Consider the following 16,964-nt stretch of genomic DNA (forward strand, 5'->3'; position numbering starts at 1 on the left):
AGTATTCCTCCTTACTTATTCGAACCGGACCCGGATGGAATTGGCGTGGGCGGTGAGCTTTTCAGTCTCGGCAAGGGCGATGATCTGGTCCTTGATGGGCTCCAGGGTCTCCCGGCTGTATTCAATGACGCTCATGGTCTTGAGGAAGCTGTCCACGCTGAGGGGCGAGAAGAACCGGGCCGTGCCGCTGGTGGGCAGCACATGGTCGGGGCCGGCCAGGTAGTCTCCCAGGGGCTCGGGCGACCAGGCGCCCAGAAAGACCGCGCCCGCGTTCTTCAGCTTGGGCAGCAGGGCCCGGGGCTTCTCCGTGACCACTTCCAGGTGCTCAGGGGCGATCTCGTTGGCCAGCGCGGCGGCCTCGTCCAGGTCCCGGCACACGATGGCGCAGCTGAAGTCCCGCAGGGAGCACTCCATGATCTCCGAGCGGCTGAGATAGCCGGTCTGGCGGACGATCTCGGCGTCCACCGCCCGGGCCAACTCATCGCTGGTGGTGAGCAGCACGGCGGAGGCCAGCTTGTCGTGCTCGGCCTGGCTGAGCAGATCGGCGGCCACATATTTGGGGTCGGCGCTGCCGTCGGCGATGACCAACACCTCGGAGGGACCGGCCACCATGTCGATATCCAGTTTGCCGTAGGCCATCCGCTTGGCGGCGGCCACATAGGCGTTGCCGGGCCCTACCAGCTTATCCACCCGGGGGATAAACCCCGCGCCGTAGGTCAGGGCGGCCACGGCCTGGGCGCCGCCCACGGCGATGACCCGGTCCACCCCGGCGATTTTAGCCGCCGCCAGTACGGCGCTGTTCAGGTTCTCGGTGGGGGGCGTGACCATGACGATCTCCTCCACCCCGGCCACCCTGGCAGGCACCACGTTCATCAGTACGCTGCTGGGATAGGCCGCCGTACCGCCGGGCACATACACGCCCACCCGGCTCAGGCCCCGGACCACCCGGCCCACAGTGCCGCCGTCGGGGGAAGTCCATTCCATGGTCCTGGCCAGCAGCTTCTCGTTGTAATCCCGAATGTTGGCCGCGGCGTGCTCCATGGCCCGGATCAGCTCCGCCGGACAGGCCGCGTAGGCCACATCCAGCTCAGCAGGACTGATCTCCCGGGGCGCAGCCTTGTCAAACCTCAGGGAATAGTCCCGGACAGCCGCAAAGCCGTTTTCCTTTACATTCTTTAGTATTTCAGCCACAGCGCGGTCTATCGCCTCGTTGGCGCTGGCCGCCCGGGCCCGCATGGCCCGGATGCACTCCTGCTCCGCGGAGCCGTCCGCCCGGATGATCTGTATCATGCCTGTTCCCTCCGCTTCTCCAGCTCGGCCTCGCAGCGGCCGATGAAATCCTCGATCTGAGACTTGTGCAGCTTCATACTGGCGGTGTTGACGATGAGCCGGGCGCTGACCTGGGCCACATCCTCGATGGGCACCAGCCCATTCTCCCGCAGGGTGGCCCCCGTCTCCACGATGTCCACGATGCCGTCGGCCAGCTCCAGCAGCGGCGCCAGTTCCACCGAGCCCTCGATCTTGATGATGTCCACGTCCATACCCTTTTTCTCAAAGAAGGCGCGGGTCACATTGGGGTATTTGGAGGCGATGCGCCGGGTCTTGTAGGTGCCGTAAAAATCGCTGCCCTGCTTTACCGCCAGGGCGAAGCGGCATTTGCCAAAGCCCAGGTCCAGCACCTCGTAGAAGGACTTGCCCTTCTCCAGAATGGTATCCTTGCCCACAATGCCCAGGTCGCACACACCGTGCTCCACATAAGTGATGACGTCGGGGGCCTTGGCCAGCACCGCCTCCAGCGGATAATTGGGTACTGTCAGCAGCAGGCGGCGGCCCGGTTCCTTGATGGGAGTGCAGTCCAGCCCCATTGCCTCAAAGAGCTCCACGCTCTTGTCCTGTAGCCGTCCCTTGGTCAGGGCGATACGCAGCTTCTGACTCATACCTCCACCATCCTTTCGCCGCCCGCTTCCAGCACCAGCACCCGGGCCGCGCCCTTTTCCCGGGCCAGGGCCACCGAGCCCTCCAGGGAATCGCAGGGCGAGAGCTCACAGGTGCCCGCGGCGCGGCTGTCCACCGCCGCCAGGGCACGGTCCAGCTCGCTGTCCTCAAAGTGGACCAGTACACCTACCGGAGGGGCCTCCACGCTGGGGCGGCACATAGCCACCGCATCCACGTCCACCGCAAAGCCAGTAGCGGGGGCCGGGCGGCCGAAGGAGGCCACCAGGCTGTCATACCGGCCGCCGGAGAGAACGGCATCCCCTGCTCCCTCCACATAGCCCCGGAATACCACGCCGGTGTAATAGTCGATCTGATGCACCAGACCAAGGTCAAAGCGGATATACTTGCCGTAGCCCGCGTTGCTCAGCGTCTCGCTGAGTTCCAGCAGGTAGGTCACCGCCTCATTCTCCCCGGCCAGGGCCTCGGCCTCGCCCAGCACCTCCACTCCGCCGAACAGACGGCTGAGACGGCTGAGGGCTTTGGAGGCAGGTTGGTCGGCGTAAGGCGCCAGGAAATCGTTGAGCGCGGCGAAGTTCTTACCCTCGATGAGAGCGCGCATCTCCTCCACCTGCTCCTGGTCCATGTCCATCCGCCCGGCCAGGGAGCGGAAGAACCCGGCGTGGCCCAGTTCGATGTGGAATCGTGCCAGGCCGCAGGCGCGCAGGGAATCCACCGCCATGGCGATGATCTCCAGGTCGGCCTTTTTCCCCGCCGCGCCGATGAGCTCCACGCCGCACTGGGCAATCTCGCTGCTGCCGCCCCGGTGCTGGTCGCCGGAGCGGAAGACGGTCTCGGCGTAAAAAAGCCGCTGGGGCAGGGGCATGGCCTTGAGCTTGGTGGCCGCCACACGGGCGATGGGCGCGGTGCAGTCGGGCCGCATGACCATGATCTTGCCGCTGCGGTCGATGATCTTGAGCATGGCCTCCTGGGGCATGGGGTTGCCCGACTGGAGGAAGAGGTCGTAAAATTCCACCTCGGGGGTGCTGACCTCCGCGTAGCCCCGGCGGCGGAAGAGCCCGGTCAGGGCATCCTGGGCACTGCGGCGGTCACGGCACTCGGCAAAGAGCCGGTCACGGGTCCCCTCCGGTGTATTGATGCTGTACTTCATGGGAGAAATCCTCCTGTCGCTTTATCGCTTTACCACGCTAATATACTACAAGCCGGGACACTTGTCAATAGGCGCCTCCCATTTCGATGGAATGGTTTCCCTTCGAACATGCGGTACAGTCAAATGGGCGCGGGCCGTCACGGCCCGCGCCCATCCCACGCTTGACTGAAAAAGCCTTACAGGACCAGAGAGGGGGCGGAGTACACCCGGGCCGCCATCTCGCTGTTGAGCATGTACAGGCCCTTGGCGTCGTCGCCGAAGAGCTCCATCTTCTTGATCATGTCCTCGGCGTTCTTCTCCTCCTCGCCCTGCTCCTTGACGAACCAGTCCAGGAACTGCATGGTGCGGAAGTCCTTCACGCCGTAGGCCGCCTCATAGATGGTGTGGATCAGGCTGGTCACATACTGCTCATGCTCCAGACCATACTTGAGGACCTGCAGCTTGTCGTTCAGGTCCTTGTCGGGCTTGGCAATGGCGTCCAGCGTCACCTTCTCGCCGTTGTTCTGCAGGTACTGCAGGAACAGCATGGCGTGATCCCGCTCCTCCTGAGCCTGGATCTTGTACCAGTTGGCAAAGCCGTCCAGGCCAATCTCTTCATAATAGACCGAGAAATCCAGGTACAGATAAGCAGAGTAGAACTCCTTGTTGATCTGGGTATTCAGCAGCTCGGCTACCTTCTTGTCCAGCATAAAAAACACCTCTTCTTTATTTATAAAGCTTGGAGCATGCCTATCGTATCACTTTTTCCCTGCCGATACAAGGGCTAACCTCTGATTTTTTATCCCGGCGGGCGCAGCTTGTGTTGGACCATGTATCGTTCCGCCATTCAAAAAGAACTATACGTTACGGCGGGACGAGGGCGCCCCGCCCTACACATTTTCCCTTGCGGGGACGGCATGCCTCTTAGAACCCGTCGAACAATGTGATCTGGCTGGTATCCGGCATGCCGCCCCACAGGGCAGGCCCTGCGGGGACCCCTTTTTCTTTGATCTGCTCCGGCGGAATGAATCCGCCGGGCATCAAGGTTTTGCTCCGCAAAACACTTGGACGCCGCTTCCGCGGCGGGGACGGCATGCCTCTTAGAACCCGTCGAACAATGTGATCTGGCTGGTATCCGGCATGCCGTCCATGGCGCCGGCGGCCTTGAGCTGCTCGATGTGGGTCTTGGACACCTTGGGACAGGCGGCGGAGAACTCCTCCACAGAGATAAAGTGCTTGCCCTCCCGCTGCTCCAGGATGGACCAGGCCGCCGTCTCGCCCAGGCCCGGGATGGAGGTAAAGGGCGGGATGAGGGTATTCTTCTCCTTGTCGATGCGGAACAGCGTGGCGTGGGAACGGTACAGGTCCACATGCTCAAAGGTGAAGCCGCGGAGGTAGAACTCGTAGACCACCTCCAGCGTGGTGAGCATGTCCTGCTCCACGGCGGTGGCCGCCTTGTCCTTGGCGATGATCTCCTTCATTTTTGCCAGAGCCACATCCATGCCCCAGCACATGCAGGTGGCGTCAAATGCCTTGGCACGGATGGAAAAATAGGCCGCGTAAAAGGCCAGGGGCTCGTGGACCTTGAACCAGGCGATGCGGAAGGCCATCATCACATAGGCCACGGCGTGGGCCTTGGGGAAGAGGTACTTGATCTTCTTGCAGGAGCCGATGTACCAGTCGGGCACACCGGCGGCCACCATCTCTTCTTCGGCGCCCTCGGGCAGTCCCCTGCCCTTTCGCACCGCCTCCATGATCTTGAAGGACCGCTTTTCCGGCATGCCGCAGGAGATGAGGAAGAGCATGATATCGTCGCGGCAGCCGATGGCCTGGTTGACCGGGATACCCTGCTGCACGATCAGGTCCTTGGCGTTGCCCAGCCACACGTCGGTACCGTGAGAGAAGCCGGACAGCCGGACCAGCACGTCGAACTGGGTGGGCTGGGTGTCCACCAGCATCCCCCGAACAAACGATGTGCCAAATTCCGGGATGGCCACCGCGCCGGTGGGACCCAGGATTTTGTCATCCTCAAACCCCAGCACCTCCGAGGAGGTGAAGATGGACATGGTGTCCGGGTCGTCCAGGGGGATCTGCTGGGCGTTGACACCGGTCAGGTCCTCCAGCATGCGGATCATAGAGGGGTCATCGTGCCCCAGCATGTCCAGCTTCAGGATGTTGGACTCCATGGAGTGATATTCAAAATGAGTGGTAACGATATCGGTATCGGTGTCATCCGCCGGGTGCTGTACCGGGCAGAAGTCGTAAATCTCCCGGTTCTGGGGGATGACCACCATGCCGCCGGGGTGCTGGCCGGTGGTGCGCTTGACGCCGGTACAGCCCAGAGCCAGCCGGTTCTCCTCCGCCCGGGTGACGTGGATACTCCGCTCGTCCAGGTATTTTTTTACATAGCCGAAGGCGGTCTTTTCGGCCACCGTGCCGATGGTGCCCGCCCGGAACACGTGGCTCTCGCCGAAGAGCTCAAAGGTGTGCCGGTGGGCCTTGGCCTGGTATTCGCCCGAGAAATTCAGGTCGATATCGGGCACCTTGTCGCCGCCGAAGCCCAGGAAGGTCTCGAAGGGGATGTTGAAGCCGTCCTTCACATAGGGCGTGCCGCACACGGGACACACCGCGTCGGGCATGTCGGCGCCGCAGCCATATCCCTCCCGTGGGCCGGTCTCAAAGTCCGAATGCTTGCACTTGGGACAGCGGTAGTGGGGCGCCAGGGAGTTGACCTCGGTAATGCCCGACATGAAGGCCACCAGCGAGGAGCCCACGCTGCCCCGGGAGCCCACCAGATAGCCGTGCTCCAAGGAGTCCTGCACCAGCTTCTGGGCCGACATGTAGATCACGTCGTAGTGCCGGCCCAGGATGGCGTCCAGCTCAATATTGATGCGGTCCACCACGATCTGGGGCGGCTCCTCACCGTAAAGCTCCTTTGCTTTTCCCCATACCAGCCGCTTCAGTTCTCCTTCCGAGTCCTCCAGGGCGGGCGGGAAGAGCCCGTTGGGCAGGGGCACCACGTCCTCACACCAGTCGGCCACCAGATTGGTGTTGCGCACCACCACGTTGTAGGCCTCATCCTTCCCCAGGTAGGAGAACTCCTCCAGCATTTCGGTGGTGGTCTTGAAGTAGATGGGCAGCGGGGAATCCGCGTCCTCAAAGCCCTTGGTCGCCAGCAGGATGTGCCGGTAGATCTCGTCCTCCGGGTCCAGGAAGTGGACGTCTCCGGTGGCGCACACCGGCTTGTCCAGGGCCTTGCCCAGCTCCACGATGGTACGGTTGAAGTTCCGGATATCCTCCTCGCTCTGGACCATGCCCTTGCGGAGCATGAAAGCGTTGTTGCACACCGGCTGGATCTCCAGAAAATCATACCAGGAGGCAATGCGCTTGAGCTCGCTGAACTCCTTGTGTCTGGTCACAGCCTCATAGAGCTCGCCCGCCTCGCAGGCCGAGCCCAAAATGAGGCCCTCCCGGTGCTGGTTGATCAGGCTCTTGGGCATGATGGGGAAGCGCTTGAAGTGTTCCAGATGGGACTTGGACACCAGCTGGTACAGATTGCGCAGGCCCAGCTGATTTTTGGCCAGCACAATCAGGTGCTTGGGCTGGCGCTTTGCCTTGCCCGCGCCCCGCAGCTTGGTCATGGCCGGGTTGATGGCCTGGAGGGTATGGACGCCCCGGTCCTCCAGCATTTTGAAGAAGGGCACCAGCATATAGGCCACGGTGGCCGCGTCGTCGCTGGCACGGTGGTGGTTGAAGGCGGGCAGGTTCAGGTGCCCGGCAACCACGTCCAGCTTGTGCTTGGAGAGCTGGGGCAGCAGATTCTGGGCCAGGATCAGGCTGTCCAGAGAAGTGTTATCAAAGGGGCGGCCCATTTTCCGGCAGCCGGCGGCGATAAAGCCCATGTCGAACTCTGCGTTGTGGGCGGCCAGAGGCCGGCCGGCAGCAAAGTCCAGAAAGGCGTTGATGGCCTCCTCCTGAGAGGGGGCGTCGGCCACCATCTCGTCGGTGATGCCGGTGAGGGAGATGATGTTCCGGTCCATGGGCCGGCCGGGGTTGGCGAAGGTATTGAAGGTCTCGGCCACCTCTCCATCGCGCAGCACCACGGCGCCGATCTCGGTGATCACGTCCTTCTGCCGGTCCAGCCCGGTGGTCTCGATGTCAAAGCAGACAATCTCGCCGTGAAAGTCCTGCTCCGCGTCCCCATGGACCACCACCCGGTCGTCCACGTCGTTGATGTAATAGGCCTCCACGCCGTAGAGGACCTTGATCTTCTTGGCCGAGTGCCAGGCGTCCGGGAAGGACTGGGCCACGCCGTGGTCGGTGATGGCGATGGCCCGGTGGCCCCAGGACTCGGCCCGCTTGACCACGTTTTTATCCTGACCCAGCTTGGGGCCCACCTGGGTCAGGGCGTCCATGGTGGACATGGTGGTGTGCAGATGGAGCTCCACCCGCTTTTCCGGCGCGTCGTCGGTCTTGACCGGCTTGGCGCTCTCCATGATGGCGTAGGGCTCCAGCACCATGTCGTTGGTGAAGCGGTCGATGTTCAGCCGGCCCTGGACCAGCAGGTGCATCCCCTTTTTCACCCCGTCCACAATGGGCTTGCCCTCTTCGCCGGGGAAGAACTTGTTAATGCGCACTGAGCCGGTGTAGTCGGTCATGTCGAAGGAAACCACCCAGGCCCCCCGCTTCTTCAGTTCCTTGTGATCCACGGCGAATACGTCGCCCTCCACGATGACGGTGCCCATGTCCAGCTCCAGAGTATGCATGGGGACGGCGATTCCCTTCACCTCCCGCTTGCCGAAGAGGAGCTTGCTCTTGGGCTGGGCCTTTTTCTCCCCGCCGGAGGGCTTGGCGGTACGCAGCTTTTTCAGCGCCTCCTGCCGGATGGCCTCGGTGCGGGCAAAGGCCTCGGCCGCGCCGGTGTCCACGGTGGGGTGCTCCCCCTCGGTGGAGGCCGCCGGAGACTCGGCCGCGGCGGGGATGCACTCCGCCGCGGGCGGTGCGGCGCTCTCCGGCGGAGAAATGACGGCAGGCTCCACCGAAACCGGGCTATTGGCCAGCAATTCCACCCGGGTCAGGCGGTAGAAAGCTGCCAGAGCTCCCTCCAGCGTGGTCCGCACGCCCTCGCCCAGCGGCAGGGGGCACTCCAGCTCGGCCTGCAGGGTGCGCGCCCCCCGGTCGATGACCGCGCCAGTCACCATGCACGCCCGCAGCGCAGGCAGGAGCGCGGGCTCCGGCCGCCAGGCGGAGAACAGCTCCATAAATGGGATCTTTTTTTCCTCTGCCATAGACAGGGCTCCTATCTGACTTGGTTCTGGGCAGGCTCCAGGCTCACCTTCACCGTGAATTGAGCGGAGGCCTGCTTCTCATAGCGCTTGGCCACACCGCAAAAGTACCGGAAGCCCAGCTCCTTGGGCATATTCTTCTTGCCCGCGGGCAGATAGCCCACAGGCTCCAGCGCGGCCCGGACCATGCGGCCGATGGACTTCCGGGTCAGGTCGCTGCGCAGGTCCACCCCGCAGCCGGGATGGCTGTCACAGTACTGCTCGATCTCCCCGGCGCACACCGCCAGGGCGGGCATTTTCAGCTCCGAGGCGATGGCCATCCAACCCACCACGTCGGGCCGGCAGATGATGTTCTCATAAATATGCCGGGCCGCCGGCAGATTGGCCATGGGTGCCAGGGTGTTGGATGTTTTGATAAACTCCTCAAACGTCATGTCCTTGATCTCCTGTTCCAAACCACTGTATTCCGTTCTTTGGGTTTGATTGCAGAATACCACAGTTTTGAGGATATGTCAATACTCAAATGTCTGAATTCCGCTCTTAGATCGTCTCGATCAGCCGGAAGAGCTCGTCCACCAGCGCTTCCTGAGGTACCTTCTTGACGATCTCACCGTGGCGGAACAGGAGTCCCACCCCGTCGCCGCCGGCGATGCCCACATCAGCGGCCCGGGCCTCTCCGGGGCCGTTGACCACGCAGCCCATGACCGCCACGGTGATGGGCTTTTTCACCTCTTTGAGCCGCTCCTCCACCTGGCCGGCCAGGCCGATCAGGTCGATTTTCGTCCGTCCGCAGGTGGGGCAGGAGATGAGCTGGGCTCCCTCCTGCCGCAGGCCCACCACCTTCAGGATGTCCCGGGCGGCGTATACCTCCTCCACCGGGTCGGCGGAGAGGGACACCCGGATGGTGTCTCCGATGCCCAGAGCCAGCAGGCCGCCGATGCCTACCGCCGACTTGAGCACGCCCATCCGGGGCGTGCCCGCCTCGGTAAGGCCCACGTGGAGGGGATAGTCGCTCCGCTGGGCCATCAGCCGGTAGGCCGCGATGGTCATGGGCACGCTGGAGCATTTGAGAGAGACGCAGATATCGTCGAAATCAAAGCGGTTGAGCAGGGCGATGTGGCCGAAGGCCGACTCCACCAGGGCCTCGGGCGTGACGCCGCCGTATTTGGCCAGCAGCTCCCGCTCCAGTGAGCCGCCGTTGACGCCGATGCGGATGGGGATGTTCCGCTTCCGGCAGGCGTCGGCCACCGCCTTCACCCGGTCGGCCCCGCCGATATTGCCCGGATTGATGCGCACCGCGTCGGCGCCGGCGGCCGCCGCCTCCAGCGCCAGCTTGTAGTCAAAATGGATATCCACCACCAGCGGGATATGGATCTGCTCCCGGATGGCGCCCACCGCCCGGGCCGCCTCCATGTCGGGCACCGCGCAGCGGATGATCTCGCATCCGGCGGCCTCCAGCTTCCGGATCTGCTCCACGGTGGCGGCCACATCGTCGGTGCGGGTATTGGTCATGGACTGGATGGTCACAGGGGCGCCGCCGCCCACCGGAACGCCGCCTACAAATATCTGTTTTGTCATGGTCCTGTCACCTCAACTGTGAAAGAGCTTGGAGATATCGCTGACCGCCACCACCGCCATGAGTGCCAGCAGGCAGAAGAAGCCCGCCATATTCACCGCGTTCTCATATTTGGGGTCCAGCTTTTTGCGGGTCAGCACGGTATAGATCAGATTCACGCACAGGAAGAAGATGCGTCCGCCGTCCAGCGCCGGGATGGGCAGGAGATTCATCACCGCCAGATTGATGGCGATAAAGGAGACAAAATAGAGAATGCTGCGGACGGCGGCCGCCGCTCCTCCCTCCTGGGCGGCGGAGGTGCCCAGCTCCCCCACCGCGTTGACGATGCCGATGGGTCCGGACAGGTCCTTGAGCCCCACGGCGCCCCGGATGAGCTGGCCCAGGCTGCTCCAGACCATTTTGACGAACTCCAGCGACTGCCGCCAGGACAGGGCCAGGCAATCCATCGGGCCCAGCCGCTCGGTCTGGCCGAAGGAGAGGCCGTACATCTGCCGCTCCTCTCCCTTATATTGGATGGTACGGCGCACCAGAGGAACGCTCTCCAGCGTCACCCGCTCCCCGCTGCGCTCCACAGTCAGGTCCACCGAGCCGTCGGCCGAGGCCTGATCCAGCAGCGCGTCGATCTGGCTGCGGTAGCGCACCGCCGTACCCTCGATCTCCACGATACGGTCCCCCGCCTGCAGGCCCAGCTCCTGGGCGGGCACACCGTCCAAAAATCCGGTGACCACCGGCGCGATCACCGAACTGGCGGCGTAAAGCCCTACCAGGATCAGAAAACCGGCCAGAAAGTTCATAAAAGAGCCGGCCACCAGTATGATGACCTTCCGCCAGGCCGGCTTGTTCTCAAAGGACCGGGGATCGTTTGAGCCCCCCTCCTCCCCCTCCATGGCGCAGTAGCCGCCGATGGGCAGCAGCCGCAGAGAGTATTGGGTCTCTCCCCGCACTCGGGAGAGGAGCTGGGGCCCCATACCGATGGAAAACTCGTTGACTTTGACGCCCAGCAGCTTGGCCGTGACAAAATGGCCCAGCTCGTGGACCGCGATCAGGATGCCAAACATCAGAATAGCAAAGAGAATATAGAGCATAAGACCTCCTGTGGATAAAAGCAGCTGTGGGGCGGCGTTTCATCACGCCGCCCCAGCCGTTTGGGTGTTATTCGTTGGCGCAGATCCGGGCAGCCTGGTCCGCGGCAAAGATATCGTCCAGTGTGGGATTTGGGGTCACCGGCACCCGCTCCAGCGCCCGCTCCACCAGGCGCGGGATGTCCAGGAAGCCGATCTCCCCCGCCAGGAACCGGGCCACGGCGGCCTCATTGGCGCCGTTGAGGATGGCGGTGGCGGTGCCGCCGGTGCGGGCCGCTCCCATGGCCAGCCCCAGACATGGGAAGGCCTCCATATCCGGCTGGGCAAAGGTCAGCTTGCCGCACTTCACCAGGTCCAGCGGCTGGGCTACGGCGGGGCCCCGCTCCGGCCAGGTGAGGGCGTATTCGATGGGCACGCGCATGTCGGGCACGCCCAGCTGCGCGATGACGGCATTATCACAGTATTCGACCATGGAGTGAACTATGCTCTCCCGGTGGACCACCACCGCGATCTTTTCCGGCGGCAGGCGGTAGAGCCGCATGGCCTCAATGAACTCCAGTCCCTTGTTCATGAGAGAGGCGGAATCCACCGTGATCTTGGCCCCCATGGACCAGTTGGGGTGCTTGAGGGCGTCGGCCAGAGTCACCTTCTCCAGCTCCTCCCGCTTCTTGCCCCAGAAGGGACCGCCCGAGGCGGTGAGGATCAGGCGCTTGACCTCCTCCCGGTCCCGGCAGCCCTGAAGGCACTGGAAGATGGCAGAGTGCTCCGAGTCCACGGGGACGATCTGGCTGTGCCAGGCGTCAGCCTCGTCCATCACCAGCTCACCGGCACAGACCAGAGTCTCCTTGTTGGCCAGGCCGATGCGCTTGCCCGCCCGGATGGCGGCGATGGTGGGCCGCAGACCTACGATGCCCACCACGGCGGTGATGACCGTGTCGGCCCGGGGCAGGGACGCGGCCTCAATGAGGCCCTCCATGCCCGCGGCCACCCGCACATTGGTGTCGGACAGACGCACCCGCAGCTCCTCCGCCGCGGCGGGATCCATCATCACGGCCAGCTCCGGCCGGAACCGGCGGCACTGCGCCTCCATCCGCTCTGTGTCCCGGTTGGCGGTGAGGGCCATGGCGTGCGCTCCGCAGGCCTCGATCACGTCCAGCGACTGCCGTCCGATGGAGCCGGTGGACCCCAGTATGACGATATTCTTCTGCATATGCCCACTTCTTTCTTTGTATCCCTACCGGCTGATGGCCGGCAGCAGCCGTACCAGCAGCTCGATGAGAGGCGCGCAGAAGATCACGCTGTCAAAGCGGTCCAGCACGCCGCCGTGGCCGGGCAGGATGTTGCCGTAATCCTTGATGCCGTACTCCCGCTTGATATACGAAAAGGAGAGGTCGCCCAGCTGAGAGACCAGGCTGCCCAATGCCCCGTACAGGGCCAGCAGCGGATAGCTGACCTGCAGCCCCCACACCTTCGCCAGCAGGAGGCCGTAAAGCAGCAGGGCAATCACCGCGCCCAGGAAGCCGCCCACCGCGCCCTCCACCGTTTTTTTGGGGGAGAGCTCCGGGGCCAGCTTGTGCTTTCCGAACAGCATGCCCGCGAACAGGGCGAAGGCGTCGCTGATAAAAGCGGCCAGGAAGGGCAGGATGATGAGATAGCGCCATCCCTCCAGCAGCCGCAGGCGCAGGAGGGAGGAAAGGAAAAATGGGATCATCACGGAGAGGAAGAAGGCTCCGCCCATCTTCTCCATGGTCACCGTCTTGTGGCTGCTGATAGCCTCGCAGAAGAGCAGGACCACATAGAGAAACAGGCCCGCCAGGGCCAGCACCTCGTCCCCGCTGTAGTAGACCCAGAACGGGATCAGTCCGGCCAGGACGATGGAACAGCCCGAAATACGGATATTTTTGACAAAGCCCGTGGACCACATGGCCTCGTGGACGCCGATCATGGACAGCACAGCCACAGCCACCGGCAGCACCACGGGATAGACCGGCGATACTCCGTAGAGTACCAGAAAGATCACGGGGATAAAGATCACCGCCACCAGGATACGCTTTCCCATCAGACACCTCCGAACCGGCGGGACCGGGACTGATAATCCGCCAGGGCTTTGTTGAGTTCTTCCTTCGAAAAGTCTGGCCAGAGCACATCGGTAAAATAGAACTCGGCATAGGCCGACTGCCAGGGCAGGAAGTTTGAGAGCCGCAGCTCTCCGCTGGGCCGGATCACCAGATCCGGGTCCGGGATCCCGGCGGAAAAGAGCCGCCGGGAAAAGAGCTCCTCCGTAATGGACTCCGGCTGCCGCTCCCCCGCCGCGCACTCGGCGGCCAGGGCCCGGGCCGCCCGGACAATCTCGTCCCGCCCGCCGTAGTTCAGGCAGATATTGACCTGGCAGCCCTCATAATGGGTGGAGATCTCCTCCGTCCGCCGGCACAGCTCCCGCAGCTCCGGCGTCAGAGGCGTGAGATCGCCGAAAAACTTCATCTTCACCCGGTCCCGCTCCATCTTCCCGATGGCCTCCAGCAGGTACTTTTTCAGCAGGCCCATGATGGCGGAGACCTCCTCCGCGGGCCGCTTCCAGTTCTCCGTGGAGAAGGCGTAGACCGTCAGATACTCCAGTCCGATGTCCTTGCAGTAGGTGGCGATGGTGCGGAAGGTCTCCGCTCCCGCCGCGTGTCCCGCGGTACGGGGCAGGCCGCGGCGTCGCGCCCACCGGCCGTTGCCGTCCATAATGATGGCCACGTGCCTGGGCAGATTCGTGAAGTCCACCTGTGGGGCGTCCTTCTCCTTCGATTTGAAGATCGGCATAGCTGACACCCTAACAAACCAGAATTCGAGGGCGGGGCGCAGCCCCCCCCGCACTCATATGGAAAGGCGTATGGCCTTACACAGCCATGAGTTCGGCTTCCTTCTTGGCACTGAGCTCATCGATCTGCTTGCAGCGCTTTTCGGTCATGTCCTGCATTTCCTTCTCGTATTCCTTCAGATCGTCCTCGGTGATCTCGGACTTCTTCTTCATGGCCTTGTAGGTATCCACCGCGTCCCGGCGGATGTTGCGGATGGCCACCTTGCCGGCCTCGGCATATTTCTTCACCTGCCTGGACAGCTCCTTGCGGCGCTCCTCGGTGAGCTGGGGGAAGGCCAGGCGGATCAGCCGGCCGTCGTTCTGGGGATTGATGCCCAGGTCGGAAGTCTGGATGGCCTTTTCAATGGCCTTGAGCAGGCTGCTGTCCCAGGGCTGGATGGTCAGGGTGCGGGGGTCAGGAGAAGAGATGGCGGCCACCTGGTTGATGGGAGTGGGGCTGCCATAATAGTCCACGGTGATCTTATCCAGCACGGCGGCGTTGGCCCGGCCGGCCCGGACGCTGGCAAAATCGCTGACCACCACGTCCACAGTCTTCTGCATCTTCTCATCATAAGGTTTATGGATCGCCTTCATCTCACTTTTCCTCCTTCACAATGGTACCGATCTTCTCGCCCCGGAGCACCCGCACGATATTCTGGGGGTCCTTGAGTGCAAAAAGGATCACCGGGATCTTGTTGTCCATGGACAGGCTGGTGGCGGTGGAGTCCATCACCTGCAGGTGCTGGGCCAGCACGTCGTCATAGGAAATGGAATCATACTTTACTGCGGTGGGGTCCTTATTGGGGTCGGCGCTGTACACGCCGTCGATATTCTTGGCCAGAAGGATCACGTCCGCGTCGATCTCGGCAGCGCGGAGCACGGCAGCGGTATCGGTGGAGAAGAACGGATTGCCGGTGCCGCAGCCAAAGATGACCACTCTCCCCTTTTCCAGATGGCGGATGGCCTTGGAGCGGATGTAGGGCTCGGCGATGGCACGCATCTCGATGGCGGTCTGCACCCGGACCTCCACCCCCCGCTGCTCCAGCATGTCGGCCAGCGCCAGACAATTGAGGGTGGTGGCCAGCATGCCCATGTGATCGGCACGGGTGCGCTCCATCCGGCCGCCGCCGTCCTTCACGCCCCGCCAGAAGTTGCCGCCGCCCACGACGATGCCGACCTGGACGCCCATCTCATTACACTGCTTGATCACGTCGCAGACCTGGCCGATGACGCCGAAGTCCAGGCCCCGGCTGGCCTCACCGGCCAGAGCTTCGCCGCTGATCTTCAGAAGTATGCGTTTATACTGTGGTTCACCCATACAGTCAACCCCTTTATGGTATTTGTATCGCACCGGAACGGAACTCTCTCATCTCCCACTCCGGGCCATGTATAGTCTTTTGTTATTTTAACTTATTTTCCCCGGTTTGCATAGGCCCTCAGACAAAATTTTTACAACTTATTGCCCTGGCCGCGGCCTCCGGCAAAATTAACACTATCCAAAAAAAGGTGTTCAGCAGTTCTCTTATTGTTTATCTGCACAGGAGTACACCCATTTTTTTGTATAACTAGACCATTTTCAGCAAGATTCACAGATATTTCTTGCATTTTGTCTGACTAATCAGTATAATACTCAAAGTCATATGATGTATTTGTGATGTGTTGAAACACGTGTTTGCCCCCTGCATCGAAAAGTCTCCGCCCAGGCGGATGTAAAGGAGAATCTTTTTTCATGGTTTACCGCATTAACGACAAGCCCCCCGTTCAAAAAGCGATTCCTTTAGCGCTGCAGCATGTTCTCGTGGCCTTTACCGGTACTTTGGCAGGCAGCCTTCTGCTGGCCAGCGGCGCCGGACTGGATGTAAACGATACCGCGCTGCTCATCCAGTGCAGCATGTTCATCAGCTGCATTGCCAGTCTGATCCAGTCCCTCGGTCTGTGGAAGCTCCCCATCGGCTCCAAGCTGCCCATTGTCACTTCCGGCAGCTATACTCTTATTTCTCCCATGGTGGCCATGGCCTGTAACCCTGATATCGGTCTTTCCGGCGCGTTCGGCGCCGCCTTTGCGGGCAGCGTGGTGCTCTTCATCTTCGGGCCGCTGGCCATCACTTACCTGCACAAGTACTTCACCCCTGTGGTCACTGGCAGCGTGGTGCTGGCGGTGGGCATGTGCCTGATGGGCAGCGGCTTCGGCAACGCGGTCAACTATAATCCCTCCAGCCCCGAGGTCATGAAGTACTTTGCCATCGCCGCCTTTACCTTTGTGCTGGCCATGGTGCTGGACAACTTCGCCAAGGGCTTTCTCCAGTCCCTGTCCATCCTGATCTCCATCATCGTGGGCTTTGTCCTGTGCATTGCCCTGGGCATGGTGGACTTCACCAGCGTGCTGGAGGCCCAGGCCCTCTCCTTCCCCACCCCGGTCAAGTTCGGTATGAAGTTCCAGGTGGGCCCCATCCTTACCATCTGCGCCGTGCATATTGCCACCGTCATGGAAAATGTGGGTGACACCACCGGCATCGTCACCAACGCAGAGGGCCGTCTGCCCACCAAGGAGGAACTGGTCCGTACCCTGCGGGGCGACGGCCTGGGCAGTATGATCGCCGCCCTCTTCAACGGCCTTCCCGTGGTCTCCGCCAGCCCAAATGCCGGCGTCATCGCCATGACCGGCGTGGCCAGCCGCTATGTGACCGCTCTTGGCGCTCTGATCCTGGGCCTGCTCTCCTTCTTCCCCAAGTTCTCGCAGCTTCTGGCCCTCATCCCCAACCCCGTTCTGGGCGGCATCCTGCTGGTCACCTTCGGCAGCATCGCCTCCACCGGCATCCGGGTCATCAGCATGGGCAATCTGAGCAAGCGCAACATCACCATTCTGGCTGTGTCCCTGGTCATCGGCATCGGCGGCGGGTATGCCGGCGACTACCTCTCCTTCCTCCCCACCACCGTGCTCACCCTTTTCACCGGCATCTCGGGCACCGCCCTCTCCGCTCTTCTGCTCAACATCATCCTGCCCAAGACCGAGGAGGACCGGAAGTACATCGAGGAATTCTCCAAGACCCTCACTTCTCAGGGCTAAAAGGCGCTCATAAATAAAAGTCAAAACCTC

Annotated in this window: 14 protein-coding genes; 1 reads left to right on the top strand and 13 read right to left on the bottom strand. The window is 62.3% G+C overall.

The genetic code is table 11. From position 1 onward, the window contains the following. Positions 1 to 15: 15 nt before the first annotated feature. The 13 genes from hisD to pyrH form a co-directional block, all read right to left on the bottom strand. Entirely contained in the window at positions 16 to 1,290 is a 1,275-nt protein-coding gene (hisD, locus tag ACTNBZ_RS02210; protein ID WP_441208012.1) for a histidinol dehydrogenase, read from the bottom strand. Next, positions 1,287 to 1,937, bottom strand: a complete 651-nt coding sequence (gene hisG, locus ACTNBZ_RS02215; RefSeq protein WP_441208013.1) for an ATP phosphoribosyltransferase — start codon at positions 1,935 to 1,937, stop codon at positions 1,287 to 1,289. The genes hisD and hisG overlap by 4 nt, the downstream gene beginning before the upstream one ends. Further along, on the bottom strand, positions 1,934 to 3,103 hold the full coding sequence (gene hisZ, locus ACTNBZ_RS02220) for an ATP phosphoribosyltransferase regulatory subunit (RefSeq protein WP_441208014.1): 1,170 nt from the start codon (positions 3,101 to 3,103) through the stop codon (positions 1,934 to 1,936). Before hisZ ends, hisG begins: the two co-directional genes overlap by 4 nt. 176 nt (positions 3,104 to 3,279) lie before the next feature. After that, the gene (locus tag ACTNBZ_RS02225; RefSeq protein WP_441208015.1) at positions 3,280 to 3,792 is read right to left on the bottom strand and encodes a ferritin; all 513 of its coding nucleotides are present in this window, start codon (positions 3,790 to 3,792) and stop codon (positions 3,280 to 3,282) included. Positions 3,793 to 4,182: 390 nt separating this feature from the next. After that, positions 4,183 to 8,370, bottom strand: a complete 4,188-nt coding sequence (locus ACTNBZ_RS02230) for a PolC-type DNA polymerase III (RefSeq protein ID WP_441208016.1) — start codon at positions 8,368 to 8,370, stop codon at positions 4,183 to 4,185. A gap of 11 nt (positions 8,371 to 8,381) precedes the next feature. Beyond that, positions 8,382 to 8,801 carry a hypothetical protein gene (locus tag ACTNBZ_RS02235; protein ID WP_441208017.1) on the bottom strand — a complete coding sequence of 140 codons (420 nt, stop codon included), beginning with the start codon at positions 8,799 to 8,801 and terminating at the stop codon, positions 8,382 to 8,384. Positions 8,802 to 8,907: 106 nt separating this feature from the next. Beyond that, positions 8,908 to 9,945, bottom strand: a complete 1,038-nt coding sequence (gene ispG, locus ACTNBZ_RS02240; RefSeq protein WP_441208018.1) for a flavodoxin-dependent (E)-4-hydroxy-3-methylbut-2-enyl-diphosphate synthase — start codon at positions 9,943 to 9,945, stop codon at positions 8,908 to 8,910. A 12-nt stretch (positions 9,946 to 9,957) separates the two neighbouring features. Continuing rightward, positions 9,958 to 11,028, bottom strand: a complete 1,071-nt coding sequence (locus ACTNBZ_RS02245) for a M50 family metallopeptidase (protein ID WP_441208019.1) — start codon at positions 11,026 to 11,028, stop codon at positions 9,958 to 9,960. 67 nt (positions 11,029 to 11,095) lie between these two features. Further along, entirely contained in the window at positions 11,096 to 12,235 is a 1,140-nt protein-coding gene (locus tag ACTNBZ_RS02250; protein WP_441208020.1) for a 1-deoxy-D-xylulose-5-phosphate reductoisomerase, read from the bottom strand. Between the two features lie 24 nt (positions 12,236 to 12,259). Then, positions 12,260 to 13,084, bottom strand: coding sequence for a phosphatidate cytidylyltransferase (locus ACTNBZ_RS02255; RefSeq protein ID WP_441208021.1), 825 nt, complete (start codon positions 13,082 to 13,084; stop codon positions 12,260 to 12,262). Next, positions 13,084 to 13,830: an isoprenyl transferase gene (locus tag ACTNBZ_RS02260; protein WP_441208022.1), complete on the bottom strand. Its 747-nt coding sequence runs from the start codon at positions 13,828 to 13,830 to the stop codon at positions 13,084 to 13,086. Before ACTNBZ_RS02260 ends, ACTNBZ_RS02255 begins: the two co-directional genes overlap by 1 nt. A 76-nt stretch (positions 13,831 to 13,906) precedes the next feature. Next, entirely contained in the window at positions 13,907 to 14,461 is a 555-nt protein-coding gene (gene frr / locus ACTNBZ_RS02265) for a ribosome recycling factor (RefSeq protein ID WP_441208023.1), read from the bottom strand. Between the two features lies 1 nt (position 14,462). Beyond that, positions 14,463 to 15,185 (bottom strand): UMP kinase, encoded by a 723-nt coding sequence (gene pyrH, locus ACTNBZ_RS02270; protein ID WP_441208024.1) that lies wholly within the window; start codon positions 15,183 to 15,185, stop codon positions 14,463 to 14,465. A gap of 411 nt (positions 15,186 to 15,596) precedes the next feature. Between pyrH and ACTNBZ_RS02275 the strand changes: the two genes are divergently transcribed. Further along, entirely contained in the window at positions 15,597 to 16,934 is a 1,338-nt protein-coding gene (locus ACTNBZ_RS02275) for a uracil-xanthine permease family protein (protein ID WP_441208025.1), read from the top strand. Positions 16,935 to 16,964 lie beyond the last annotated feature (30 nt).

This window comes from Pseudoflavonifractor sp. HCP28S3_F10 (assembly GCF_052065415.1).
Lineage (GTDB): Bacteria > Bacillota > Clostridia > Oscillospirales > Oscillospiraceae > Pseudoflavonifractor_A.